The sequence below is a fragment of the Mucilaginibacter paludis DSM 18603 genome (assembly GCF_000166195.2).
GTDB classification, from domain to species: domain Bacteria; phylum Bacteroidota; class Bacteroidia; order Sphingobacteriales; family Sphingobacteriaceae; genus Mucilaginibacter; species Mucilaginibacter paludis.
Map to the genome: position 1 here is coordinate 4,869,969 of NZ_CM001403.1, position 25,164 is coordinate 4,895,132.

27 protein-coding genes are annotated in these 25,164 nt (G+C 41.9%); 11 read left to right on the top strand and 16 right to left on the bottom strand.

What is annotated here, in order from left to right:
• Nucleotides 1-80: 80 nt before the first annotated feature.
• The 5 genes from MUCPA_RS20570 to MUCPA_RS20585 all read left to right on the top strand — a co-directional run bounded on the left by MUCPA_RS20570 (nt 81) and on the right by MUCPA_RS20585 (nt 5,639).
• Nucleotides 81-1,439, top strand: a complete 1,359-nt coding sequence (locus MUCPA_RS20570) for an OmpA family protein (protein WP_008509017.1) — start codon at nt 81-83, stop codon at nt 1,437-1,439.
• A 79-nt stretch (nt 1,440-1,518) separates the two neighbouring features.
• Nucleotides 1,519-1,662, top strand: coding sequence for a DUF6728 family protein (locus MUCPA_RS38685; protein WP_008509018.1), 144 nt, complete (start codon nt 1,519-1,521; stop codon nt 1,660-1,662).
• Complete coding sequence (locus MUCPA_RS20575) at nt 1,659-2,039, top strand: RidA family protein (protein ID WP_008509019.1); 381 nt, start codon at nt 1,659-1,661, stop codon at nt 2,037-2,039. The genes MUCPA_RS38685 and MUCPA_RS20575 overlap by 4 nt, the downstream gene beginning before the upstream one ends.
• Nucleotides 2,040-2,081: 42 nt before the next feature.
• Entirely contained in the window at nt 2,082-4,190 is a 2,109-nt protein-coding gene (gene recG, locus MUCPA_RS20580; protein ID WP_008509020.1) for an ATP-dependent DNA helicase RecG, read from the top strand.
• 171 nt (nt 4,191-4,361) lie between these two features.
• Nucleotides 4,362-5,639 carry an MFS transporter gene (locus MUCPA_RS20585; RefSeq protein WP_008509021.1) on the top strand — a complete coding sequence of 426 codons (1,278 nt, stop codon included), beginning with the start codon at nt 4,362-4,364 and terminating at the stop codon, nt 5,637-5,639.
• Nucleotides 5,640-5,767: 128 nt separating this feature from the next.
• On the opposite strand, the gene MUCPA_RS20590 is transcribed toward MUCPA_RS20585, so the two are convergent.
• From MUCPA_RS20590 to rplM, 9 genes are all read right to left on the bottom strand, one after another.
• Nucleotides 5,768-5,980 (bottom strand): PLDc N-terminal domain-containing protein, encoded by a 213-nt coding sequence (locus tag MUCPA_RS20590; protein ID WP_008509022.1) that lies wholly within the window; start codon nt 5,978-5,980, stop codon nt 5,768-5,770.
• 91 nt (nt 5,981-6,071) lie between these two features.
• Nucleotides 6,072-7,829 (bottom strand): ABC transporter ATP-binding protein, encoded by a 1,758-nt coding sequence (locus MUCPA_RS20595; RefSeq protein ID WP_008509023.1) that lies wholly within the window; start codon nt 7,827-7,829, stop codon nt 6,072-6,074.
• 73 nt (nt 7,830-7,902) lie between these two features.
• Entirely contained in the window at nt 7,903-8,466 is a 564-nt protein-coding gene (gene frr / locus MUCPA_RS20600) for a ribosome recycling factor (RefSeq protein WP_008509024.1), read from the bottom strand.
• A gap of 170 nt (nt 8,467-8,636) precedes the next feature.
• Nucleotides 8,637-9,341: a UMP kinase gene (gene pyrH, locus MUCPA_RS20605; RefSeq protein ID WP_008509025.1), complete on the bottom strand. Its 705-nt coding sequence runs from the start codon at nt 9,339-9,341 to the stop codon at nt 8,637-8,639.
• Between the two features lie 48 nt (nt 9,342-9,389).
• Nucleotides 9,390-10,514: an N-acetylglucosamine-6-phosphate deacetylase gene (gene nagA, locus MUCPA_RS20610; protein ID WP_008509026.1), complete on the bottom strand. Its 1,125-nt coding sequence runs from the start codon at nt 10,512-10,514 to the stop codon at nt 9,390-9,392.
• Nucleotides 10,515-10,575: 61 nt separating this feature from the next.
• Complete coding sequence (gene tsf, locus MUCPA_RS20615; RefSeq protein WP_008509027.1) at nt 10,576-11,427, bottom strand: translation elongation factor Ts; 852 nt, start codon at nt 11,425-11,427, stop codon at nt 10,576-10,578.
• A gap of 106 nt (nt 11,428-11,533) precedes the next feature.
• The gene (gene rpsB / locus MUCPA_RS20620) at nt 11,534-12,364 is read right to left on the bottom strand and encodes a 30S ribosomal protein S2 (RefSeq protein WP_008509028.1); all 831 of its coding nucleotides are present in this window, start codon (nt 12,362-12,364) and stop codon (nt 11,534-11,536) included.
• A 21-nt stretch (nt 12,365-12,385) separates the two neighbouring features.
• Nucleotides 12,386-12,772: a 30S ribosomal protein S9 gene (rpsI, locus tag MUCPA_RS20625; protein WP_008509029.1), complete on the bottom strand. Its 387-nt coding sequence runs from the start codon at nt 12,770-12,772 to the stop codon at nt 12,386-12,388.
• A 12-nt stretch (nt 12,773-12,784) separates the two neighbouring features.
• Complete coding sequence (gene rplM, locus MUCPA_RS20630; protein WP_008509031.1) at nt 12,785-13,228, bottom strand: 50S ribosomal protein L13; 444 nt, start codon at nt 13,226-13,228, stop codon at nt 12,785-12,787.
• 262 nt (nt 13,229-13,490) lie between these two features.
• Between rplM and MUCPA_RS20635 the strand changes: the two genes are divergently transcribed.
• A complete protein-coding gene (locus tag MUCPA_RS20635) occupies nt 13,491-14,168 on the top strand; it encodes a hypothetical protein (RefSeq protein ID WP_040626205.1) in 678 nt (225 codons plus the stop codon).
• 470 nt (nt 14,169-14,638) lie between these two features.
• Here the strand turns inward: MUCPA_RS20635 and MUCPA_RS20640 are convergent, their stop codons facing one another.
• From MUCPA_RS20640 to MUCPA_RS20650, 3 genes are all read right to left on the bottom strand, one after another.
• Nucleotides 14,639-15,148 carry a TlpA family protein disulfide reductase gene (locus tag MUCPA_RS20640; protein WP_008509034.1) on the bottom strand — a complete coding sequence of 170 codons (510 nt, stop codon included), beginning with the start codon at nt 15,146-15,148 and terminating at the stop codon, nt 14,639-14,641.
• Between the two features lie 18 nt (nt 15,149-15,166).
• Nucleotides 15,167-16,183, bottom strand: coding sequence for a Gfo/Idh/MocA family oxidoreductase (locus MUCPA_RS20645; RefSeq protein WP_008509035.1), 1,017 nt, complete (start codon nt 16,181-16,183; stop codon nt 15,167-15,169).
• Between the two features lie 132 nt (nt 16,184-16,315).
• Entirely contained in the window at nt 16,316-16,915 is a 600-nt protein-coding gene (locus MUCPA_RS20650; protein WP_040626208.1) for a DUF4142 domain-containing protein, read from the bottom strand.
• Nucleotides 16,916-17,063: 148 nt separating this feature from the next.
• On the opposite strand from MUCPA_RS20650, the gene gcvH reads away from it, so the two are divergent.
• From gcvH to MUCPA_RS20670, 4 genes are all read left to right on the top strand, one after another.
• Nucleotides 17,064-17,444, top strand: coding sequence for a glycine cleavage system protein GcvH (gcvH, locus tag MUCPA_RS20655; protein WP_008509041.1), 381 nt, complete (start codon nt 17,064-17,066; stop codon nt 17,442-17,444).
• A gap of 384 nt (nt 17,445-17,828) precedes the next feature.
• A complete protein-coding gene (locus tag MUCPA_RS20660; RefSeq protein WP_008509043.1) occupies nt 17,829-18,044 on the top strand; it encodes a FeoA family protein in 216 nt (71 codons plus the stop codon).
• A 10-nt stretch (nt 18,045-18,054) separates the two neighbouring features.
• Nucleotides 18,055-20,169, top strand: a complete 2,115-nt coding sequence (gene feoB / locus MUCPA_RS20665) for a ferrous iron transport protein B (RefSeq protein WP_008509044.1) — start codon at nt 18,055-18,057, stop codon at nt 20,167-20,169.
• A 257-nt stretch (nt 20,170-20,426) separates the two neighbouring features.
• Complete coding sequence (locus MUCPA_RS20670; protein WP_040627764.1) at nt 20,427-21,038, top strand: SprT-like domain-containing protein; 612 nt, start codon at nt 20,427-20,429, stop codon at nt 21,036-21,038.
• Nucleotides 21,039-21,041: 3 nt separating this feature from the next.
• Here the strand turns inward: MUCPA_RS20670 and MUCPA_RS20675 are convergent, their stop codons facing one another.
• From MUCPA_RS20675 to MUCPA_RS20685, 3 genes are read right to left on the bottom strand one after another with little or no spacing between them, the layout of a single operon-like run.
• Nucleotides 21,042-21,611 carry a zeta toxin family protein gene (locus MUCPA_RS20675; RefSeq protein ID WP_008509048.1) on the bottom strand — a complete coding sequence of 190 codons (570 nt, stop codon included), beginning with the start codon at nt 21,609-21,611 and terminating at the stop codon, nt 21,042-21,044.
• A 2-nt stretch (nt 21,612-21,613) separates the two neighbouring features.
• On the bottom strand, nt 21,614-21,871 hold the full coding sequence (locus MUCPA_RS20680) for a hypothetical protein (RefSeq protein WP_040626210.1): 258 nt from the start codon (nt 21,869-21,871) through the stop codon (nt 21,614-21,616).
• 13 nt (nt 21,872-21,884) lie between these two features.
• Complete coding sequence (locus MUCPA_RS20685; protein ID WP_008509051.1) at nt 21,885-23,864, bottom strand: alpha-ketoacid dehydrogenase subunit alpha/beta; 1,980 nt, start codon at nt 23,862-23,864, stop codon at nt 21,885-21,887.
• A 64-nt stretch (nt 23,865-23,928) separates the two neighbouring features.
• On the opposite strand from MUCPA_RS20685, the gene MUCPA_RS20690 reads away from it, so the two are divergent.
• Entirely contained in the window at nt 23,929-24,783 is an 855-nt protein-coding gene (locus tag MUCPA_RS20690) for a DUF4198 domain-containing protein (RefSeq protein ID WP_083839365.1), read from the top strand.
• A gap of 11 nt (nt 24,784-24,794) precedes the next feature.
• Here the strand turns inward: MUCPA_RS20690 and MUCPA_RS20695 are convergent, their stop codons facing one another.
• Nucleotides 24,795-25,124, bottom strand: coding sequence for a hypothetical protein (locus MUCPA_RS20695; protein WP_040626214.1), 330 nt, complete (start codon nt 25,122-25,124; stop codon nt 24,795-24,797).
• Between the last annotated feature and the right edge of the window lie 40 nt (nt 25,125-25,164).

Consider the following 25,164-nt stretch of genomic DNA (forward strand, 5'->3'; position numbering starts at 1 on the left):
ACGGAGTTTGGTATTCGTTTCAAACATAATAACTAAATTTGAAAAAAAAATCACAATTAAAATTGTTTAATCTTAAAATTATGAATTATTCTACATTAAAGAAAACAGTCGCTTTGTCATTTGCTTCTTTAGTTGCTGTTGGTGCTGTTAACGCACAAACAACTCCGGATTCAACTGCAAAGACTACGGCTACTACTGCCAAGGTATTTGGCGGCAGAGCACAGTACAGAACATGGAACATTGGTGTTAATGCAGGTGTTCTTTCGCCATTCCTTGCTATCGGCGGAACTAATAACTACACTGACCCTACTTTAGAACTGGGTTATGGTATTTCGGTTAGAAAACAATTGGGTCACGCATTTGGCTTACAAGCGGACATTATGCGCGGTAAGGTTGCTGGTAACAACAATACCGTAGCTTCTGGCGCTCAACAAGGTATCAAGTCTTTCGAAACAACTATCCAATATGCTGCTACTTTAAGCGGTGTTGCTAACGTTGCGACTGTAGATTTTTTACGTCGTAAAAATGCTGTTAACTTCTTCGTTTCTGCTGGTGGTGGTTACCTTGCTTATAACCCGGTAGTTACTCTTTCAAATAACTCTACCAGAGACTTAAAAACAACACGCCCAAGTGGTGATGACTATGGAAAAGAATTGATCATCCCGGTTGGTGTTGGTGTTAAATTCAGGTTGAGCGATCGTGTTGCTTTAAACTTCGGTTATACTGCAACTTTTGTTGACAATGACAGCTTTGATGGACAAAAATTGACCAATGAAGTTACTCACAAAGACAAATATTCTTACGGATACGGTGGTCTTGAATTCTCTTTAGGTTCAAGCTCAAAACCGAACTTAGACTGGGTTAACCCTGTTGCTATGATGTATGACGAATTAAACGATCCTACATTACGTCAAGAAGTTGAAGCTTTAAAAGGTCGTATGAACAATGTTGAAAGCGCTGTTAACGATTTGAAAAAAGATTCTGATGGTGACGGTGTTGCTGATCAATTTGACAAATGCCCTAACACTCCTGCAGGTACTGTAGTTGATGGTTCAGGTTGCCCAATCAAATTCCCAACTCCTGATACTACTGCAAAAGTTGCTCCTGTTGTAGCAACTCCTTATTCTAACATCCAGTTTGAATTTGATAGTTCAGTATTAAGAACTTCTTCTTACCCAATTTTAGATGCTACTTCAGCAGACTTAAGAACAGGTAAAAAATCAATTACTGTTAACGGTTATGCTTCATCTGAAGGTACTGCAGCTCACAACCTGCAATTATCTAAAGACCGCGCTAACTCAGTAAAAACTTACTTAGTTAACTCTGGTGTTGATGCTAAACGTATCAAGGTTAAAGGCTTAGGTGAAACTCACCCAATTGCTGATAACTCAACTGAAGACGGACGTGTATTAAACCGTCGCGTTGAATTTAAAAAATAATTGATCAATTAGAATCAATAGAATTTTTGAAAGAGGGTTCCGGGAAACTGGAACCCTCTTTTTTTATTATATTTGAACGATGTATTTTTTCAGAAAGAAAGATCCTAACAGGCCTGATAACTTTAATTTACGGGTAATGCATTTTATTAATGCACTTGCTATTATTATGTTTTTGGCAGGCATCATCTGGAAATTGATTGATGTATATTTTATAAAGAAATGAAAACAATAATTAAAACCGATAAAGCCCCTGCGCCAATAGGTCCTTATAATCAGGCTATATTAGCAGGCAATATGCTTTTTGTATCCGGTCAGATTGCTCTTGATCCGGTTAGCAATCAATTAGTTTTAGATGATATTGAAACGGAAACTAAACTTGTGATGAACAATATCAAGGCCATTTTAGATGAAGCTTCTTTCACTTTTGATGATGTTGTTAAAAGCTCTATCTTCCTTTCAGATATGGGTACCTTTGCAAAAGTGAACGAAATATATGGCTCATTTTTTACTGGCAATTACCCCGCACGTGAAACCGTGCAGGTTTCTGTTTTGCCCAAAAATGTAAACGTTGAAATATCGGTTATTGCTTATAAAGGATAACACAGAGATACAAGCTTTCCGTTACGGAGGCTAAAAGGCCTAATGAACCAGCAAATATTCCAGACTCCTATAGAATATCTTAAAGGCGTAGGCGTTGCACGCGCTGACGTTTTAAAAAAGGAGCTTGGGATATTTACCTTTGCCGACCTGCTTCGGCATTTTCCTTATAAATATATCGACCGTACGCGTTTCTATAAGATAAGAGAAGCTAATCCAGATCTTCCCCACGTGCAGATCATTGTACGGCTCAAAAGCAAAGAAATATTAGGAGAGAAGCATACCAAGCGGCTTATTGCCCAGGTGTATGACGATACCGGAACGATGGAACTTGCCTGGTTTCAGGGAATTAAGTGGATTGAAAAATCACTGATAGTTGGCAAAGCGTATGTTGTATTTGGTAAGCCAGGCTTGTTTAACGGTAAAGCTCAAATGGCCCATCCCGAAATTGAATTATACTCGCCCGAAGCCATAAAAAAGCAAGGCAATTTAAAACTACAACCGGCTTACAGCTCTACAGAGAAACTCAAACCGTTTTCGTTAGATAGCAAAGGCATACAGAAACTTATTGCCATTTTACTTGAACAAACAGCTAAAGATATTGAAGAGAGTATTCCGCAACACTTACTACAAAAGCTAAGGCTAATAGGGCGTAGAGAAGCCTATATGAATATTCACTTTCCGGCGGATACTTCTCACTTAAACTTAGCTGTTGACCGGCTTAAATTCGAGGAGCTTTTTTTTATCCAGTTTAAGCTGCTAAAAAATAAATTGTTACATACCCTGAAGTTTAAAGGGAATATTTTTGGAACCGTAGGCAGCTATTTTAATGAGTTTTATAAAAATAAATTGCCGTTTGATTTAACCAATGCACAAAAAAGAGTACTCAAGGAGATCAGGCAGGATACCCAGCGTGGTATACAAATGAACCGTTTGTTGCAGGGCGATGTAGGGAGCGGTAAAACGGTTGTTGCGTTGATGAGTATGCTGTTGGCCATTGATAATGGTTTCCAAACCTGCATTATGGCACCGACTGAAATTTTAGCCAACCAGCATTATCAATCCATCGAGCAATTAATTGATGATGAATTTTTGGAGGTTGCCTTATTAACAGGATCAACTTCTGCCAAAAAACGGAAGGTATTACATCAGAAGCTTGAAAGCGGCGATCTTAAAATTTTGATTGGTACCCACGCTTTAATTGAAGACAAAGTTCAGTTTAAAAACCTGGGTTTTGTTGTGATTGATGAGCAGCACCGCTTTGGCGTTGAGCAGCGCGCTAAGTTATGGCGAAAGAATATTATCCCGCCTCACGTTTTAGTAATGACAGCCACGCCTATACCCCGTACACTTGCTATGACCTTATACGGGGATTTGGACGTATCCGTAATAGATGAGTTGCCAGCCGGACGTAAGCCTATTGAAACTTTGCACCTTTACGATAGCCATCGTTTGCGCATGTTTGGCTTTATGAAGCGGGAAATTGACAAGGGGCGACAAGTTTACGTGGTTTATCCTTTGATTAAGGAAAGTGAAAAACTGGATCTGAAAAATTTGACGGATGGTATCGAAGTAATGGCCCGCGAGTTTCCGTTACCTCAATACCGTATTAGTATTGTACATGGCCAAATGTCGGCTTCGGATAAGGATTTTGAGATGCAGCGCTTTATAAAGGGCGAAACGCAAATTATGGTGGCTACTACCGTGATTGAAGTTGGCGTAAATGTACCTAACGCCTCTGTGATGATTATCGAGAATGCGGAGCGTTTCGGCTTATCGCAATTGCATCAGCTGCGTGGCAGGGTAGGGCGGGGGGCCGAACAATCGTACTGTATCCTGATGAGCAGCCATAAACTGAGCCACGATGGTAAGATCAGGTTAGAAACAATGGTTAAAACCAACAATGGTTTTGAAATATCGGAGATAGACTTGCAATTACGTGGGCCGGGTAATATTGAGGGGACGCAACAAAGCGGCGTGCTCGATTTGAAATTGGCCAATCTGGCTACCGATCAGCAATTGCTGATGATTGCCCGTAAATGCGTAGAGGGAATTTTTGAGAAAGATCCTCAACTACAACTACCCGAAAATCAAATTTTAAATCAAACTTCGCATACCCATAATGGCGGCTTAAGCTGGGATAAAATATCCTGATAACGTTATGTATATTTACACCCCGTCGATTACATGAAATTTAATCTGTCTTGCTCGGCTTCAATAGCGTATTTAAGCTGTTAAATTGATCGGACCTGGTTTGATTTTTAACCTAATTATTACATAATATAAATTAAGGTTGAGTATTTTTGCAAACATTAATAATTGATTTTGGAAGAAGGAGAACAGGTTAGCACAAAGAAGGACCCTTTCGCGGCATTGCGATACAGCGAGTTTCGTTCTTATTTGGGCATGCGTTTCTTTTTTACGTTCGCCTACCAAATGCAGGCGGTAATCATCGGATACTACATTTATCAGCAAACAAAAGACGCTTTTGCCCTCGGGATGATCGGTTTGGTGGAGGCCATACCATCCATTGGGATTGCCCTATACGGGGGATATGTGGCAGATAAATCTGAAAAGAAAAAACTACTGATCAAAATTTTTGCGGTAATGTGGGTTTGCTCTACCGTAATGCTGCTGGTTACACTTCCACAGGCGCACCAATATGTAAGCAGCAGCCTGGCACTCATTATTATCTATCTAATGATATTTTGCATCGGGTTGGCCCGTGGCTTTTACGGCCCAACGGCTTTTTCGGTGATGACACATATTATCCCACGCGAGCTTTATCCTAACTCTTCTACCTGGAACAGCTCTGCTTATCAAACCGCTTCGGTAATAGGGCCAATGGTGGGCGGGCTTATTTTTGCTTACGCAGGCATAACCTCCACTTTTGTAGTAGTTGTGGTTTTTATCACCATAGCACTGATAGCCATATCATTACTTAAGCGGCATCCGGCAGAATATGTACCTAAAGAAAGTATTTATCATAGCCTGTCCGAGGGGATTAATTTTGTGTTTAAAACCCGTATGATGCTGGGTGCTTTAAGTCTTGATCTGTTCTCGGTACTGTTTGGAGGAGTTGTTGCCGTTTTGCCTATTTTTGCCAATGATATTTTAAAAGTTGGGGCAGAGGGCTTTGGCTTAATGCGCTCTATCGATTCAATAGGTGCGGTACTCACCATGCTGGTCATGACGCGTTATTCGCCGATGGGTAAACCTTGGCGTAACCTCTTGATAGCCGTTACGGGCTTTGGCATCTCTATTATCTGTTTCGGCTTGTCGCGCAGTTTTTACTGGTCGCTGTTCTTCCTGTTTACTTTAGGTGCCTTTGATAGCATCAGCGTACTCATCCGGTCCACTATTATGCAGGTATTAACGCCCGATAAAATGCGTGGCCGGGTATCTGCGGTAAACTCTATGTTTATAGGCTCGTCTAACGAGATTGGCGCATTTGAATCTGGTTTAACGGCTAAATATATGGGTGCAATACCTTCGGTTCTTTTCGGAGGCTCCATGACGTTAATTGTGGTTGTAACAACGTGGCTGAAAACCAGGAAGCTTGTGCCGCTAACGCTGGATGAGATCAACGCCCCGAAAGACTAAAGTTGTGTCTACCTAATTTCTATAGCTGGTTTGTCTAAATTTTGTTTCGGTTGGCATACACCAAGCTACTACTCCACTCCTTCCACATCGTGAAGTGAAATTGCTCAATTGATATCTCAAGCTGACTATCAAAGGAAGTTTTGATTTCGCCCCCAGAAGATATAGAGCAATGAACCCAAAATAGGCGCAATTAAAATAATCACAATCCATAAAAGCTTGGTATTTGAATTGAAGCCGGGATTGCGTAAGATACCCAGCAGCGCGTACAGTACTAAAACTACCCATGCTATAAAGAATAACAAACCAAACGCGCCGCCTATAACCGAGCTGATAAATTGCATGATAATTGAGTTAATATTAACACCATAGCAAATGCTGCGGCGATGTAACAATTAAACAACTAAATACACTATTAGTTTATTGCGTGGGCTATTAAATTACTGCATGTTTTTCGCCAATTTGCTGGCGCCACATGGCATAATATAAACCCTTTTGCTCTATCAGGTCCAAATGTTTTCCAGATTCAATGATATTGCCCCGCTCAAGTACATAAATCCTGTCGGCATGCATAATAGTTGACAAGCGGTGAGCTATTAAAATAGTGATTTGTCCGCCTAAGTTTGATACATCGCGGATGGTTTCTGTAATTTCTTCCTCGGTAATGGAGTCAAGCGAAGATGTCGCTTCGTCAAACACCATGATATCTGGCTTACGTAATAAGGCCCGCGCTATAGAAAGGCGTTGTTTTTCTCCCCCCGATACCTTTACACCGCCCTCGCCAATAACTGTATCCAGGCCATTGCTGGCGCGGGCCATGAGCGTGTGACATGCCGCTTTACGCAACACATCCAAGCACTGCTCGTCGGTAGCGTCGGGCCGAACAAATAACAGGTTTTCGCGAATCGTACCCGAGAATAATTGCGTATCCTGGGTAACAAAACCAATTTTTTCGCGTAGTTGATCCAGGTCAATGCTTTTGCTTGATACATTGTTGTATAGTACATCGCCCTCAAGCGGCTGATAAAGGCCCACTAACAATTTAACCAACGTGGTTTTACCCGAACCTGACGGACCTACAAAGGCGATGGTTTCGCCATTGGATGCTTTAAAGTTGATGCCATTGAGGGCATTTTGCTTACCTGAAAGGTGCTTGAAACTTACATCTGCAAAGGTTAAGTCCTTAATTTTCTCTAACATTACCGGGTTGGCTGGCTTAACATCAACCGGAGTGGATAGTATCCGCTCAAAATTAGCTAAGGACACTTGTGCCTCGCGCCATGCCTGTATTACATTACCCAATTCTTGCAAAGGATTGAACAGAAAAAAGGAGTAGAACAAGAATTGAAAATAGCTACCCGGCGTTAAGGTATCCTTAAATATCAGGATTAATAAAATAACCACCATAATGCTGCGCACCAAATTAACTACGGTACCCTGTATAAAGCTCATGCTTCGCACAAATTTTACCTTCTTTAGTTCCAGGTCGAGTATCTTATAAGTGGTTTTATTCAGGCGATCAATTTCTTGCTTGGCCAACCCCAGACTTTTTACAAGTTCGATATTTCTTAACGATTCGGTAGTTGATCCTGCCAAAGCGGTAGTTTCGCCAACAATGTTTTTTTGGATCACCTTGATGCGCTTGCTCAGGGCTGAGCTTACAAACGCTATAACAGGTATAGCCGCAAAATAAACCAGCGTTACCTTATAACTTACGCTTAGTGAGTAAACGATAACAAATACCATCCCCACAAGGCTCACAAACAGTACACTGATAAATGATGTGATGAATTTTTCGCAGTCCAAGCGTACCTTTTGCAGTATACCCAAGGTTTCGCCGCTGCGCTGATCTTCAAATACCTGGTAAGGTAGCTCGAGCGAATGTTTCAGGCCATCACTGTACATTTGTGCGCCCGTTTTTAGTACGATGATATTGGTAAAGTAATCCTGAAAGTTTTTAGCTATACGGGAAACCATTGCAGCGCCTACAGCCAGGCCAACCAAGATGAGCGAGCCGTGCAGGCGGTAATCAAACGAATGAGGTTTACCATCTACCGGGACGATATAATTGTCCATGATGTTTTTGGTTATCATGGGATCGAGTAATGAGAAACCAATATTAATTGCCGCAAGCAATAGCGCCAGAGCAACTATCCAGCGATGGTTTTTTAAGTAAGATAAAAGTATTTTCATGTGTTGCTACAAAAATAAAAAAGGGAATGGCTAAAATAGCGCATCCCCTTTAATATGACATTAAGTTTGCTGTTTACACAGTCATGATATCTTTTTCTTTTACGTCCGTTAATTGATCAATTTTGATAATGTAGGCATCAACTAACTTTTGTACATCGGCTTCGCCAACTTTAATCTCGTCTTCTGATACGCTTTCGGTTTTTAACTTTTTGATTTTTTCGTTGGCGTCTTTACGAATATTGCGTAGGGCGATCTTACCGTTTTCGGCTTCGGCTTTTACCCGTTTAACCAGATCGCGACGGCGTTCCTCGGTTAATGGAGGTACGTTGATGCGGATTACTATACCATCGTTTTGAGGGTTAAAACCAAGGTTAGCCTCCATAATGGCTCTTTCAATTGGGCCCAGCAGCGTTTTTTCCCAAGGCTGTACAACAAGTGTACGTGCATCGGGGCTATTTACGCTGGCAACCTGTGTTATAATAGTTGGCGTACCATAATATTCAACCATTACACCGTCGAGCATGGCGGGCGATGCTTTGCCGGCCCGGATCTTTAAAAATTCGCTATCAGTATGCTCAATGGCTTTTTCCATCAGCGCCTTAGCATCGGTTAATTGTTTTTTAATGAGTTCGCTCATTGAATTTATTTTTTGCCAAAAATAGCAATTTCTGTCATTTACTACAGGTGTAAATTCAATATTGAAAATTTTATAACCAACCTGTGAACAACCCTACGCAAATCAATCTTACTTACATAAACAAAAAATGCCCGCGATGGCGGGCATTTTTTGTTTATCGGCGGTATCGCTTACCTAACTAAGGTACCAATAGCTTCGCCATTGGCAATTTTCATAAAATTACCTGGTTTATTCATGTCAAAAACAATAATGGGTAATTTGTTTTCCTGGCAAAGTGTAATGGCAGTCATGTCCATTACGTTTAGGCCTTTGGCATAAACCTCCTGGAAAGATATTTCCTCATATTTTTGAGCGGTAGGATCTTTCTCTGGATCGGCGGTATAAATACCATCTACGCGGGTGCCTTTTAATACTACGTCAGCTTTAATTTCAATGGCCCTTAATGATGCCGCAGTATCTGTGGTAAAATAAGGATTGCCGGTACCTGCGCCAAAAATCACAATGCGGCCAATTTCAAGATGACGCATAGCGCGGCGACGGATAAAGGGCTCGCAGATTTGTTCCATCTTAATGGCCGACTGCAGGCGGGTAGGGGTGCCTATGGTTTCTAACGCATTTTGTAATGCCATGCAGTTAATAACGGTTGCAAGCATTCCCATATAGTCGGCCTGGGCGCGTTCCATACCCGATTTCTCGGCACTAAGGCCCCTGAAAATGTTTCCACCACCTACTACTATGGCAATTTCAACACCGGCATCAAACACAGCTTTAATCTCCCGTGCATATTGTACAACGCGGGTATTGTCAATACCGTACTGTTTGTCGCCCATTAGCGATTCTCCGCTGAGTTTTAAAAGGATTCTTTTATATTTCATTGTTGAGTAGTTTGTCAAAAATATTCAAATATACTTAGTGTTAAAATTTTATATTGTTTTTGTAAAGTAATGGCCCTTCAAAATTGTAGCCTGCACTTCAAAGTCGGCATTAAATACAATCATATTCGCTAAATAGTTGGCGGCTATTTTACCTTGCTCATCAGCCTTGCCAATTAACCGGGCAGGATACAACGATGCCATATTAATAGCCTCGGCTAATGGAATTTCAGCATGTTCAACACAGTTTTTTACGGCCTGTAACAGGCTAAGGTTTGAGCCGGAGAGTGTTCCATCAGGCATGGTAAAATGATCGCCATGAAGCTGGTGCTGATACACGCCTGTCCGGCTTTCGGTTACGGCATCGGTTATCAGGAAGAGTTTATCGCCCAGTTGGCGCTTGGCCAGGGCAATCATCGTGAAGTTTACGTGAATGCCATCGGCAACTATACTGGTGTAGGGTTTGTCTTCAAAAATAGCGGGTATAATACCGGGTTGCCGGTGATGCATTGGCGGCATGGCATTATACAGATGGGTAATTGCCTTTACAGGATGATTGATGAATGCTTTTGCCTGCTGGTAAGTAGCATCGCTATGGCCGGATGATAACACGATAGCTTGCTCATTCAAATAGGTTAAAATTGCCTCATCCTGCAATTCGGGGGCAATAGTAATCATTTTGATTTCGCCATTAGCCATTTCAACCCAATGTTTAACCTCGTTAAGCGTAGCCTTTTTTATCAGGGCCGCGGGATGCGCGCCTTTGCGTTTCGGGTTTAAGTATGGCCCCTCCAGGTGTAGGCCCATCAAATTGCCAACCCTGTTGCTATAAGTTAAGGCCGCCTGTATTCCTTGTTCAACAACTTGATTGGTATTGGTAGCTATGGTGGCCAAAAAGCCGGTACAACCCTGGCGTAATAAAGCTTTTTCCATTTGCGCCAGCGCGGCGGCAGAAGGATCGCCACCAAAAAATAAAGGGGAGCCGTTTCCGTAAATTTGAAGGTCAATTAAACCGGGGGCAACATTTGCTCCGTTTAAATCAATCTGTTGCGCTTCTTCCGGGATTTCCTTTTGATCAACAACTGCTTTGATTTTTTCGTTTTCAATTAAAACAGCTTTTCTTTGGGACATTAGCCCATCCGAAATTAGCTGTAAGTTGTGCAACGCAGTTATCATAGTCAGTTGGAAAAGAAAAGGCAAAAAAAATCCCCGCCGTTTGGCGAGGATTTAAATAATATTACGATCCTAAAGCAACTCGCTTAAAGGCGGTTACCGTTAAGTCTTTTTTCACCCCGTTTAAAAACTGGGCAACTGATTTAGAAGAATCTTTAACAAATTCCTGGTTTAACAAAGTAGAGTCTTTGTAAAACTTATTTAATTTACCTGCAGCAATTTTTTCAACCATGGCTTCTGGTTTGCCTTCGGCACGGATTTGCTCTGCGGCAATTTCCATTTCGCGTTGAACTACAGTAGCATCAACACCATCTTTATCAATGGCAACAGGGTTCATGGCGGCAATCTGCATGGATACATCCTTACCGGCTTCATCTGCACCTTCAGCATCAGCGCTTAAAGCTACCAATACACCTAAACGGAAGTTACCGTGAATGTAAGCTATAACTTTTTCGCCGGTGATGGTTTCAAATTTAGAAACACCAATTTTTTCGCCGATTTTGCCGGTTTTATCAATAACCAGTTCGCCAATTTTAGCGCGACCGTTTTCGGTATCTAATTCAAGGTTATATAACTCGTCGATAGTAGTTACATTAGCCTGGATAGCTTCATTTGCAATGGCGTTGCCAAAAGCAATAAATTCAGCATTTTTAGCCACGAAATCTGTTTCGCAGTTCAATTCGATAATCACACCGCGTTTACCATCTTCAGATGAACGTGCAATTACTACACCCTCATTTGATTCCCTGTCCTGACGGCTGGCCGCTACTTTAGCGCCTTTTTTTCTGAGGTAATCGATAGCCGCTTCAAAGTCACCGTTAGTTTCGGTTAAGGCTTTTTTACAATCCATCATACCTGCCCCTGTTTGTTGGCGCAGTTTGTTTACGTCGGCTGCAGAAATTTGTACTGTAGACATTTTATTTTCCTTTTAAATAGGTTACATATTCAATAAAAAACCGGATTCCGGCATCTGACCAGGGAAATAAATCCGAGATCAATATCCGAACTCCGGTTTCCCTTAATTATTCTTCAGTTTTCTCAGCTTCTGCCGATACTTTTCTGTTTCTTTTACCAGCATCATCTTTAGCTCCGGCAGCAACTTCCGGGCTGTCAGCTTTTGCTTTTGATGCGGCAGCTTCTTTTTCAGCTTCGTCTTCTTTCTCGCGTTTGCGCTCGTCCAAACCTTCTTCAATCGCTTTGATAATAATGCTGGCGATCAATGAAATTGATTTGGTAGCATCGTCATTCGCCGGGATAGGGAAGTCAATGTTTGAAGGATCAGAGTTGGTATCAACCATCGCGAAGGTAGGAATGTTTAATTTCATTGCTTCGGCAACGGCGATGTGTTCTTTCTTCACATCAATCAGGAATAAAGCTGCCGGTAAACGGTTTAAATCAGCAATACCACCTAATAATGATTCTAACTTGATACGCTCACGTTGTATCATCAATCTTTCTTTTTTAGAAAGGTTGCTGTAAGTACCGTCTTTAGTCAATTTATCGATGTTAGACATCTTTTTTATCGACTTGCGTACAGTAGCGAAGTTAGTTAACATACCACCTAACCAACGCTCGGTTACGTAAGGCATGTTTACACCTTTTGCATAATCGGCAACGATATCTTTTGCTTGCTTTTTGGTAGCAACAAATAATACCTTACGGCCTGATTTTACAATTTGTTTAATAGCCGCAGCAGCTTCTTCTACTTTGGTTAAGGTTTTATTTAAATCGATAATGTGGATACCGTTGCGCTCCATAAAAATGTACTGTGACATTTTTGGATCCCATTTGCGGGTAAGGTGACCAAAGTGTACACCTGCATCCAGTAAATCCTGATATGTTGTTCTTGCCATTGTGTTGTCCTCCTTAAAATATTAACGTTTACTGAATTGGAATCTCTTACGGGCTTTTTTACGACCTGGTTTCTTACGCTCAACCATACGGTCATCGCGGGTCATAATACCTTTAGCCCTTAATGCAGGTTTCTTTTCAGCATCAAGTTCAACAATAGCTTTAGCAATGGCTAAACGAACGGCTTCTGCCTGTCCTTTAACACCACCGCCTGCTACATTAGCTTTAACATCATATTTTCCGGTTGAACCAGAAACCTCTACAGATTGTGTAGCGATGTATTGTAATGGCAATGTTGGGAAATACTCTTTGTAATCTTTACCGTTAACGGTAAGTGTGCCGCTACCCTCGGTTAAATAGATGCGGGCAACTGCGGTTTTTCTTCTACCTGAAGTGTTTGTAGTTGACATTTCTCTTTCGGATTAAAGTTTAATGGTTTTTGGTGATTGAGCCTCATGCGGATGAGTGGCGCTTGCATATACATGCAGGTTTCCATAGATAGCTCTGCCCAAACGATTTTTAGGTAACATACCACGAACTGCTTTTTCAATTACACGTTCTGGATGTTTTGCCATTAACTCCTTAGGAGAAATGAAACGCTGACCACCTGGATAACCAGTGTAAGAAACATATTCTTTTTCTTCGAATTTGTTTCCGGTCAGTTTTACCTTGTCTGCGTTAATAACGATCACGTTATCACCGCAGTCTACGTTCGGGGTGAACCCTGGCTTGTGTTTTCCCCTGATGATCATAGCGATCTTAGAAGACAAGCGCCCCAAAATCTCGCCTTGAGCGTCAACAACAACCCATTCTTTGTTAACGGTCTTTTTGTTGGCAGAGACAGTTTTGTAACTTAACGTATTCACTTGCTTAATTTTAAATGATGTAAACTAATTTATTACCCCGTAATTTCGGGACTGCAAAGATACGTGAAAAACTATTATTGTCAAATGGTTTATGATAATTTGTTGAGCAGGATTTGGCGGGAGCTATATGGTGATGAATGTTATCATGTTGAACAGCTTGAAAAGTTGCAAGGCTGATTTTTATATTGAGGGATTGATTGTTGGTTATCGCTTTTGTGTTATTAATTGAGAATGATTATATTTGGTTGATCAACCTTATTATATGAAAAAATATTTACTCGTTTTACTTCCGTTGGTGGCTATGGTGATTTTAAATAGCTGTCAAAAAATAAACGGAACCTATATCACTTCGCCTAATTCGGGTGTTTCGGCAACCTATCAACCCCTTACGGCTGGGTCAAAATGGATCTACAGGGTAGATTATTCGGCAACCGGTTACACTTTAATTGATACTGATGCTATCACGATGGGTACAACAACTTTAACCATCAATAACAAACAATATCATACAGCAACAGAAACACGTTCCGGTTTTGGCATTGCCGATACAGGATATTATTATACCAGTAATCATGAGTATAGTATCATGCAGAAGATATCCGCCGGTACATCTTCTTATGCTGTTGAGATGTTATACCTGAAGGATAATGTGCCTGTAGGCTCTACATGGACGGCAAGCCTTTCTTACCCGGTAATAGGTAATGTTTTATTGAATGGGAGGATAACCGAAAAAGGAGTTTCGAAAACTGTTGCCGGCAAAACATTCAGTGACGTCATCCACACTACAATTCAACTTACGATGAGCGCATCGGGTCAGGCCATGACGTTTACCTATGAGATGTACGTTGCTCCCAATGTAGGTATTATTCATATTGATTTGCGGAGTCCTGGGATTTCGGGAGTTGTGCCTCAGGATCTGATATCATATAATATTAAGTAGCAACAGTTGGTATAGTTTTACAGCTTAGTTTTCTGTGCTATTGATGGCTAAATACAGAATTTGGGGACTGAATGCGATAGTGGGTAATTACTTAACAGGCAATTAGCCTACTGAAACTGGGTATAATTCTATATGATAAATCTTTTGGACTTGTTACGCGAAAAGCTGAAACTGAACATTCAAATTTGATGTTCAAGTGGGTAAACAATGATATCAAAACCTACTGTATCGCTCCGCCGCCGCCATACCGACATCCTTTGGCGCGCCACCATCATTATCCCGCCTGTCCTTTCCGCACCTTCCTATATAGCCTGATCCGAAACGGTAGGAGAAGGTTAACAAAAAGGTGCGGCTTTGAAAGCTGCTTTACACATCGCTATGGTAAAACACCATCATCGGTTATAAAACCAAATTTGCGGGTATTTAATATATCCCGTCCGTTTAGGCTCAGGCTGGCTTTGTGTTTTTATTTATACTTTCTTTAACACAGTTAAAATGTCGTTCAGTTTCGGCTCCTTATCAAAGGCCTTTACCAATTGCCCTGTTTTGGAGTATATGGCAATATAAGGGGTGGTTCTTACCTGGTAGAAGCGTTGCAAAGTGTAAGTGCTACCCTCTGTACCTATGGTGATATTAGGATATTGGTTTAAGCCAAAATCTCTGTAAAAAATCTGGATAGCCTTTAACTGTGTCCAGGTGGCCATCACAATCTGTACATGGCTTAATTCTTTTGTATGGTTTTTGACTTCTTTTTTAAATTCGTCTTTGAACTCATAGGTTAAGCGCTGGCAATGTGTGCAATCCGGCGAGAAGTAAATGATCATTACCGGTTTGCCCTTTTTGAGGTTGGCCTGGGTAACATAAACGCTATCCTGGTTTAACAATCTGTAAGCAGGGATCGTTTTAATAGTATCCGTTTTTTGGGCATCAATGTTCGTGATACTGAGCAGGAGTAATATAAGGCAAAATAAATTTTTCATGATTACAATGTTAACGGCTTAGGCTTCTAATAATTCCATTTGGCATAAAATATTTTCTTCCGTTATGGGGTATGTGATGTGGTTTCTGATGGTTTGGTATACGGCTTCAAATAAGCCCGTATAGTCGCCTTTTAACGATGGAATGCTTTCAATATGCTTGCTTCCATCCGCGTTAATAGTTGTTAGTTTGCCCTCAAGTCCGGGTTCTTCCAAGCCATAATGTTCATCTGTGGGCGCTATGTTTTGGTCTAATTGATTTTCCTGCACGTCAACCCGGTCTTTAATGTATGTACCTTGGGTGCCATGTAAAACAAAAGCTGGCATAGGTTGGGCAGTTAACAGGCTTGATGCGGCCATTACATTTAAATTGCCGGGATAGGATAACTGGTAAAAAAAGTAATCGTCAACCTGTGATCCAGGCCGGTTCGCTGCTTTGATCTTGTTAAACTCCAAAGGCTTGCCAAACAAACTAATAAGCTGGTCGAGCAGATGAGGGCCCAGGTCGTACACCAAACCATTTGCCCCGGCATTTGGCGTCTCTTTAAATGCCTTTGGGCTTAAAGCGAGCTTATACCGGTCAAAACGAAAAGTTACCTCTGTCAGTTTGCCTAATTTTCCGCTATCAATTACTTGCTTAACCGATAAAAAATCACTGTCCCAGCGTCGGTTTTGATAAACAAGCACCTGGCGGTTTTGAGCACGGCCCAGGTCAAACAGCGCTTTGGTTTCTATAGCAGAATCAGCAACCGGTTTTTCAATCAGCACGTGCTTGCCAGCCTTCAAAGCTAAAGTAGCTAAATCGTAATGTGTATTGTTCGGTGTATTAACTACGATGAGCTCTATCTCGTCATCAGCCAAAAGTTGCTCAACAGAATCATAGCTCAATACAGCGGGGTAACGTTCCTGCGCTGTTTTTTTGCTGCGTTCGGTTATTGCCTTTAGTGTAAAACCAGGGTGTGCATGTAAAAATGGCGCATGAAATATTCTGCCCGACATGCCGTAGCTCATTATTCCGGTTACTATAGGTGATGCCATGCGCAAGTATAGCAAGAATAGCGTAAACTATGAAAATATAGGAAACGAAATGCTTATTTAAAGATAGATTTTGAGTTGTACACGCATAAGCGGAAGTGCCACAATTGCTGTTTATTCCTTTAGGTTTGATGCTTACTTTTTAAGGGCACTATCAATTTTAACGATGGACGACAAATGCATTTTTAAAGTAGGCAAGGTTTTATCCGCGAAGGCTTTCAAATCAGGATCTTTCAAATTTTTGCTGGCATCGTCAAATACCTTGATGTCATTTTTATGGTCATCTATCATTAATTGAATATAGGCTTTGTCAAAATCTTCACCGCTTTTTTTACTCAGGTCGTTAAAGTACTTTTGCTCGTCGGCACCTACAACCGATGGCAGTGTGATGTTTTTGCCTTTTGCCAGGGTCATCAATTCATTATTGGCTTTTCTGTGATCCATCACCATCATGGCGCCAAAATCTTTAACTTTCCCACTTCCTTTATCCTGTGCCAGTCTGCTCAGCATCACTTCGGCCATACCACCATTAGCTGCTTCAACGGCGAATTTTGCGTCCTGGCTGTCGGTGGTCATGCCGGTGGCCGTTGCGATGTCATTTGCCGGTTTGCTGGTAACATCGTTAGCTTTGTTGGTGCTATCGGCCGTAGCTTTACTGTCTTTATTACTGTGGCAAGCCTGCAAACAAAATACTGCTATGGCAGCAGCAAAAATCGTCATTCCTGAATTTTTCATGATTAACAGATAAAATGGTGAGCTATTTATTACCAACAATATTGTTTACCAAAGGTTTGCGGTTAAATAGCTGGTAAGCTTTTAATGTTTGTTGCTATGTTGCCGATACTTAAAGTTTTGTTATTTTTGGCGGCATAAAATAAACTATATGAATTTTCCAGCAGAACTAAAATATACCAAGGATCATGAGTGGATCAGGGTTGAAGGAAACGAAGCTTTTATAGGCATTACCGAGTTTGCCCAAAAAGAGCTTGGCGATATTGTTTACGTTGATATTACTTCGGTTGGCAAAACTGTTCATAGCGAAGATGTTTTTGGTACAGTTGAAGCCGTTAAAACCGTTTCTGATTTGTTTATGCCGATTACAGGTGATGTGTTGGAGATCAATCCGAAGCTGGACAGCGCGCCCGAACTGGTCAATTCAGACCCTTATGGCGATGGCTGGATGGTAAAGATAAGCATTACCGACATTGCTGACATCGACAGCCTTTTAACTGCTGATGCTTATAAAACCTTAATTGGCGTTTAAAAAATTAATAATACCGGGCCTTTTAAAAGGTCCGGTTTATCATCAAAATATTTGAATTGAAGGTGGATATGAACAGGAGCAAAATCAAATATTTTTTGTATGTGTTACTGCTGGTGGGCTCGTCCTCCTGCGGTATTTTTCATAAAAAATGTACGTGCCCTCATTTTAACTCGCGAACGGTTCCAGCGGTGCGATAATGGCAGGTAGAGAAACCTTAGGGTGATTTAAAGTAGGTAAAAGCCTGGAATATGGGCGCTTCTAAACGGTTAAAATGATGTTTTAACTGCCTCAATACTTTGTAATGTAAAATTGCAATGATTACCTCGTTCTTATTTGGATTTAATTTAAATAAGGCATACATTTGCTTTCAGGATACATAGAAACATGAGACTTTCACAACTTAAAGTGGGCGAAAAAGGCACTGTAAAAGAATTTACAGACCTCGAAATGTCGGTTAAATTAATGGAAATGGGCTGCTTGCCTGGTGAAGAAATCAAAGTTCAGCGTATAGCGCCCCTTGGCGATCCTATCGCCATTAATGTGGCCGGTTACCAGTTGAGCTTACGTAAACGCGAGGCCGCAACTATCATTATGCAATAGTTTTTAAACGTTGAAAGCTGACATCAGAATTGCACTTGTAGGTAACCCCAATACCGGTAAATCAACGCTTTTTAACGTTTTAACGGGGCTTAACCAAAAAATAGGCAATTTTCCGGGTGTTACAGTTGATAAAAAAATAGGCTATGCAGATTTGCCGGATGGCCGCGTAGCAGAGATAATCGATCTGCCGGGTACCTACAGCCTTTATCCCAAGAGTCAGGATGAATCCATCGTTTTTTCTGTGCTTGCCGACAGGAATAGCGAAATGAACCCCGACCTGGTGGTTGTTATTTTAGATGCCACCAATCTTAAAAGAAATTTACTGCTTTATACCCAGGTTGCCGATTTAAAAATACCGGTAGTGGTTGCCCTCAACATGATTGATATGGCAAAAAAAGCAGATATCACCATTGATATTGATGGCTTTGCCCAAAAGCTTGGCGTGCCTGTAGTGGCAATATCCGCCCGTAAATTAGAAGGGATCGATCAGCTTAAACAAGCCATTACCTTTGCCAATAAAATTGCCTTACAACAAGATACTATTGATGTTGAGCCTATAGCGCCTGCCCTGATTGGCCAAATTAAGCAGGAGCTTAAAATTGAGAATCCTTACTTTGCCTTACAACTGGCACATCAGCACGAAACTTTAAAATTTCTTTCAGTTAAAGAGAGCGACCGCATTGAGGAACTGGAAAAGGAACATTCCTTCCATTCGCAAAAGGCTCAGGCCACAGAAACCATTGCCCGGTACAACTTTATTAACGATCTGCTTTACGATACGGTAAAAAAATCGACAACGGCCGAAGATGAAACATTGAGCAACCGGATAGACAAGGTACTTACCCACAAGATATTTGGCTTTGTTATATTCCTGGCCATATTGTTGTTTATCTTCCAGGCCATATTTGCATGGTCGGCTTACCCGATGGGGTTGATTGCCGATGGCTTTGTTTGGGTACAAACGCAACTGCACCAACATTTGCCCGAGGGCCCCCTGGTTAACTTATTAGCCGATGGTATTGTGGCCGGGCTTAGCGGCGTGATGGTTTTTATTCCGCAGATAGCTATTTTGTTTGCCTTTATATCCATATTGGAAGATACAGGCTACATGTCGCGTGTTACCTTTATGATGGATAAAATTATGCGCAAGGTTGGCCTCAACGGTAAATCGGTAGTGCCGCTGATTGGTGGCTTTGCCTGTGCTGTGCCCTCTATCATGAGTACCCGCACCATCGAGAACTGGAAAGACAGGATGATCACCATCCTGGTTACCCCTTTAATAACCTGTTCGGCACGTTTGCCGGTGTATACCTTACTGATCTCTTTGGTGGTGCCCAATAAAAACATCTGGTGGATATTTAACATGCAGGGCCTTGCCTTAACAGCCATGTATTTATTAAGCCTGGTATCGGCAGTAGTAGTGGCATGGGTGTTTAAATATATTTTGCGCTCGCGCGAACGCGGCTATTTTATAATGGAACTCCCGGTTTATCGCGCTCCGCGCTGGAATAATGTGTTATTAACCATGTACGATAGGGCCAAAACATTTGTATTTCAGGCCGGTAAGGTTATTATAGCGGTGTCTATTATTTTATGGGTACTGGCATCCTACGGGCCGGGTAAACGCTTCGATAACATCGATCAGAAATATAAAGGAATCCAGGCTACTCAAAAAATTGCCCCCGACAGCCTCAACCGCATGATAGCTTCTGAAAAATTGGAGAACTCTTATGCAGGCATGTTAGGCCACGGCATAGAGCCCGCCATTAAGCCTTTAGGGTTCGACTGGAAGATCGGCATCGCGCTGGTAACCTCATTTGCCGCCCGCGAGGTTTTTGTAGGTACCATGGCCACTATTTACAGTGTAAATGGAGATGGGGAGAATATGCAATCGGTACAGCAAAAAATGCACAGCGCCAAAAATTCGGATACAGGGCAACCTGTTTTCACCTTCGCAGTAGCTATGTCGTTGATGATGTTCTACGCTTTCGCCATGCAATGTGCCAGTACAGTAGCTGTAGTTTACCGCGAAACTAAAAACTGGCGCTGGCCAGCGATACAGTTTGCCTATATGACGGTTTTAGCTTATACGGCAAGCTTTGTTACTTATCATTTGCTGAAGTAGATTTAATACTGCAAGAAGCAGTTTCACCTTAGTCGGTGTTCCATCGACAACCAGATGCAATTTTTTACGCCTTATTCAGTGTTCTCACTGACAATGATATGCATACCTCGTCGACCAAGTCTTAACTCGCATGCCGGATGATTGGTTGTTGTTGAGAACAGCTGCAATGGAAAAGAAAACCACAGTAACAAATAAATTTACATCCCCGTTATTTGACACTTTATGCAAAATGCTGATATTTGATACAAGAGGTAAAATTGGATAAAGTAAAAGTTTTAGCGCAGTACCTTCCAGCCGAAGCAGCCCCGCTGATTAGCCGCTGGATAGACTATTTTGTTTGTGAGTTTAAAGTATCGCGTAACCGTAATTCAAAATTTGGCGATTATCGCCACCCCTATGGAGGCAAAGGCCACCGTATTTCTGTGAATTATGATTTAAACCCTTATGCTTTTCTGGTAACCACCGTACATGAGTTTGCACACCTGCATACCTGGAATGAGCACAAGCACCGGGTAAAACCCCATGGGTCTGAATGGAAAGCAAATTTTAAACAGATGATGCAGCCCTTTTTTGAGAAAGACATTTTTCCGCCCGATGTAAAAAAGGCTATTGTTAGCTATTTGGATAACCCGGCGGCATCCAGTTGCTCGGATTTAAATTTATACCGCTCATTACGCAGCTACGATGCGCCTAAAGCCGCAGTGATCACGGTAGAGAAGCTATCTGCCGGAGCTGTATTCAAAATAAAGGATGGCCGTGTTTTTCGTTTGGAAGAACGACTGCGTAAACGATACCGCTGTGTGGAAGTGAGTAGTAAAAGGGTATACCTTTTTAGCCCGGTAGCCGAAGTGGAGTTGGTTGAAGATTAGGATTTATTGGAGAAATAAGTCTTTAAAAAAAGGATGTTGTTTATGTTTGGGATTTAGCCATCTTAGTTTCCCTTTGATAAAAATAGCCACTCGTGAACGGTTAGTTCCCGTGTTGTCAAATAAATAGGCTGTATCGAAAATATTGATATTAGCTGACAAATTTTTTTTACTTTTCTCATACCTGCGAATTATATCTTCATTCCCAACGTTATGCCCTAAATTAAGTTGCCTTTCTTCTACACGAATAATATTATCTAATGGGGATTGTAATGCGACATAATACAGCGTTGTATGGTAGCCTTTTTCTTGAGCCGCTTTAGCATCATTTACTTCTGATTGACCGGAAAATGTTGTTTCGAAAGCAACATTAGAGTTTTGTAATATTGAGTTTTTTCTACGGGCCAATGCAATTCTTGCGGCGCCAATATGATGTTGATAGCCACCCAATTCTTTTAAAGCAATGTCATCCGGATTAATAACAGGAGACTTAATTCGCCCTTTTTGAATAAGGTATTGCGTTAATGTGGTTTTGCCCGAACCATTGGGACCGCCGATGATAACTAATGAAGGCAAATTTATCCCTCCAAAAGTTTGATATGCTCTTCCAGAAGCCTAAAGTCTTCAGTTAATATTTTCCTGACCAGAAATTTAGCACCGTTTGGATATTCCTTTACAAATAAGTCCCCATCCATAGTTTCCGGAAATTTTTCGTCGCGGTAAAAAATAGGTACACCCGCTTTAAGCATTTGCTGTGCCCCCCAGCCAGCCCCTTCATCAATAATCCGTTGGGTGGGGTCTTCTTCGTATATTTCTTCCAGTGTTACCATAGCCATATAAAATTACGAATTAATATTGTAATAACCTCTCCATTGTTTCCTCAAGGCGGGCGTTTGCTAAAAACTGTTCTTCCAGGTCTTTATTCATCGGTATGGCGGTATCTAAGCTGGCGCAACGTAAAATAGGCGCGTCCAGGTAGCTAAAGCAATGCTCGGCAAGGTGTGCGGCTATTTCGGCGCCAAAGCCGCTGGTTAAGGTGTCTTCGTGCAGTATTATGGCACGGCCAGTTTTTTTAACGCTGGTTTCAACAGCCTCTTTGTCCCAGGGCTGCAGGCTGCGCAGGTCGATAATTTCGACGGATACCTCCGGGTGCTTTTCGGCATAAGCCATGGCCCAGTGCACGCCCAAGCCGTAAGTGATCAGGCTGATCGTTTCTCCCTCGCGCACAATTTTGGCTTTGCCTATCGGTATAGTATAGTAGTCATCGGGTATTTCTTCGCTTATAGTGCGATACAGGTATTTGTGCTCAAAGTAAATTACCGGGTTTGGGTCTTCAATTGCGGCCAGCAATAAACCTTTGGCATCCGCCGGAGATGCCGGGTAAACTACCTTTAAGCCGGGAGTTTTGGTAAACCAGGCTTCGTTGCTTTGCGAGTGGAAAGGGCCCGCCCCGGTACCCGCCCCAGCCGGCATGCGGATCACCACATCGGCCTTTTCCTGCCAGCGGTAATAACTTTTGGCCAGGTTGTTCACAATCTGGTTAAACCCGCAGGTAACAAAATCTGCAAACTGCATCTCTACAATGGCCTTGTATCCGTTGATGGATAAACCCAAAGCTGCACCCACAATGGCCGACTCGCAAATAGGCGTGTTCCGTACCCGGGCTTTGCCAAACTCTTCTGCCAGGCCGGCGGTAATTTTAAATACCCCGCCGTACTCTGCAATATCCTGCCCCATCATCACCAGGTTATCAAATTTACGCATCCCTAACATTAAGGTATCGCTTATGGCATCAATGTAGCGTTTATTGGTTTTGTTGTTATTTGCGGGTTGAATGGCCTCGGCAGGGTGGGGGTGGTACATATCCTGCAATTCCGTCGCTACTTCTGGAACAATATCATCGTCGTTAAAAGCTTTTTCTATTTCGGTATCTATTACCTGCTTGAATCTTGTTTTAATCTGGGTGATGTCTTTGAGCTGAAGAATGTTCTGGCCAAGCAGATAGTCTTCATAATTACTTATGGGATCGCGCTTCAGCCATTCGTCAATTAAATATTGCGGCACGTATTTGGTGCCCGATGCCTCCTCGTGCCCGCGCATCCTGAAAGTGATACATTCCAGCAGCACAGGGCGCGGTTTTTGGCGTATGGCGCTCGTAATCTCGCTAATGGCATGGTAAACTTCCAATATATTATTGCCGTTTACCTGTCTGCCCTCTATGCCGTAACCAACGGCGCGGTCAACCAGGTTGGTGCAGTTATATTGCTCGCTCGTTGGGGTAGATAGGCCGTAGCCATTGTTTTCGATCAGGAAAATTACAGGAAGGTTCCAAACCGACGCCACGTTAAGAGCCTCGTGAAAATCGCCCTCGCTGGTGCCCCCTTCTCCGGTAAATACCAATGTTGCTTTTTGCTTTCCGCTCAAAATATCGGCCAGCGCAATACCGTCTGCCAGCCCCATTTGTGGCCCCAGGTGAGATATCATGCCAATAATTTTATGCTCCTGCGTACCGAAGTGGAAAGAGCGGTCGCGACCTTTGGTAAATCCTGCGGCTGTACCCTGCCATTGGGCCATTAATCGCATGAGCGGGATATTGCGTGCTGTAAAAACGCCCAGGTTTCTGTGCATGGGTAAAATATATTCGTCGGCCTTCATGGCCAGGGTTGCGCCTACGGCGATGGCTTCCTGCCCAATGCCCGAAAACCATTTACCAATGCGCCCTTGCCTCAATAAAATCAGCATTTTTTCTTCAACAAGGCGCGGCCAGAGCAGCGTTTTATAAAATCTGATCAGCGTATCATTATCAAGCTGTTTCCGGTTGAAAATCATAAAGTAAAGCTACATCAATTTCCAAAAATTTCTAATTTTGAGCGTACCTATTTAATGTAGATAAATGAAACTACGGCCGATCTTTTTTTGTGTTTTGTTCCTTTTAACCGCATTAATGATGCAGGCCGAAGATTACTTTTTGTTGCCGGAAACTTTCATGTTGCACAAAGGTGAAACTATCAATGTACATCAGTTTGCCGGCCAGGGATTTGAGAAGGATAACGAATATCCATATCAGCCGTCGCGAACCGGAGAGCTGATGTTGTATGAAGGGAAACAAAAGATAGATCTGACAGCTAATGTAAAAGATAGCACCGCTTCCGCTTTTGGTCACCAGTTGAAAAACAGCGGCCTGGCTATGATAGCCATGACCCGGAAGCCTATTGATACCGAAATTGATAAAACCGCTTTAATTGCAGAGTTAGATAGCGTGGGAGGTGCTAAAATATATGATAAGGTAAATAAGGCCGGCCAAAGCAAATTTAGAATAAGGTTTACCTGTTATATGAAAACCTTATTCACCATTGATAAAACCGAAGGCAATTTATTTAATAAAGAGCTTGGACATACCCTTGAGATTATTTTACAGCAAAACCCTTACCAGCTAAATTATGGCGACGATATGAATGCCACCGTAAAATTTAAAGGTAAGGGCCTTGCAGGGGCAGAAATTGACGTGATTATTAAAACTGCTGCCGGAACAACGTATCCGCAGAAATTGACTACCGATGACACAGGCAATGTTTATTTTAAGCTTAGCCGCGAGGGGATTTACCTGCTGCGTTTAATCAGCATACAACAGTCGGTAAATAAAGATATCGACTTTGATAAATGGGGTGCAACCTGCACTTTTGCTTTTAAGAATACAGGAACTTTGCCCAGTACTTACAAAGAGTTTGGCCTGGGCAATAAGCATTAAACCTAACAGCGTTATGGTTTTACCGTCTTCGCTTTTGTTTTGGTGGGTTTAGCTAAAACTGTTTCTGCATCAGGCTTCACAATTTTACCTTCTTGTACGTCAACTATAAATTGCTCAGGTTCGGCTTTTTCAGCAATATTGGCTTTGTCAATTTTAAATTCTTTCGAAAGTTTTTTAGCTAATTTTTCAGCACCCTTTTCAATTTCTTTTTGTGTTTTTTTAGTGCCTACTCCAAGTTCTTCCACAATAGTTTTTAGCTGCGTTACTAAAGATAGCTTAATGCTGTTTTTAAAATTTTTGCGGGCAGATTTAATTGCGGCTTTCTGTTTCATTTTTTTCATAAGGGTTGAATATCAACCACAAAGGTAAGTTAAATAATGA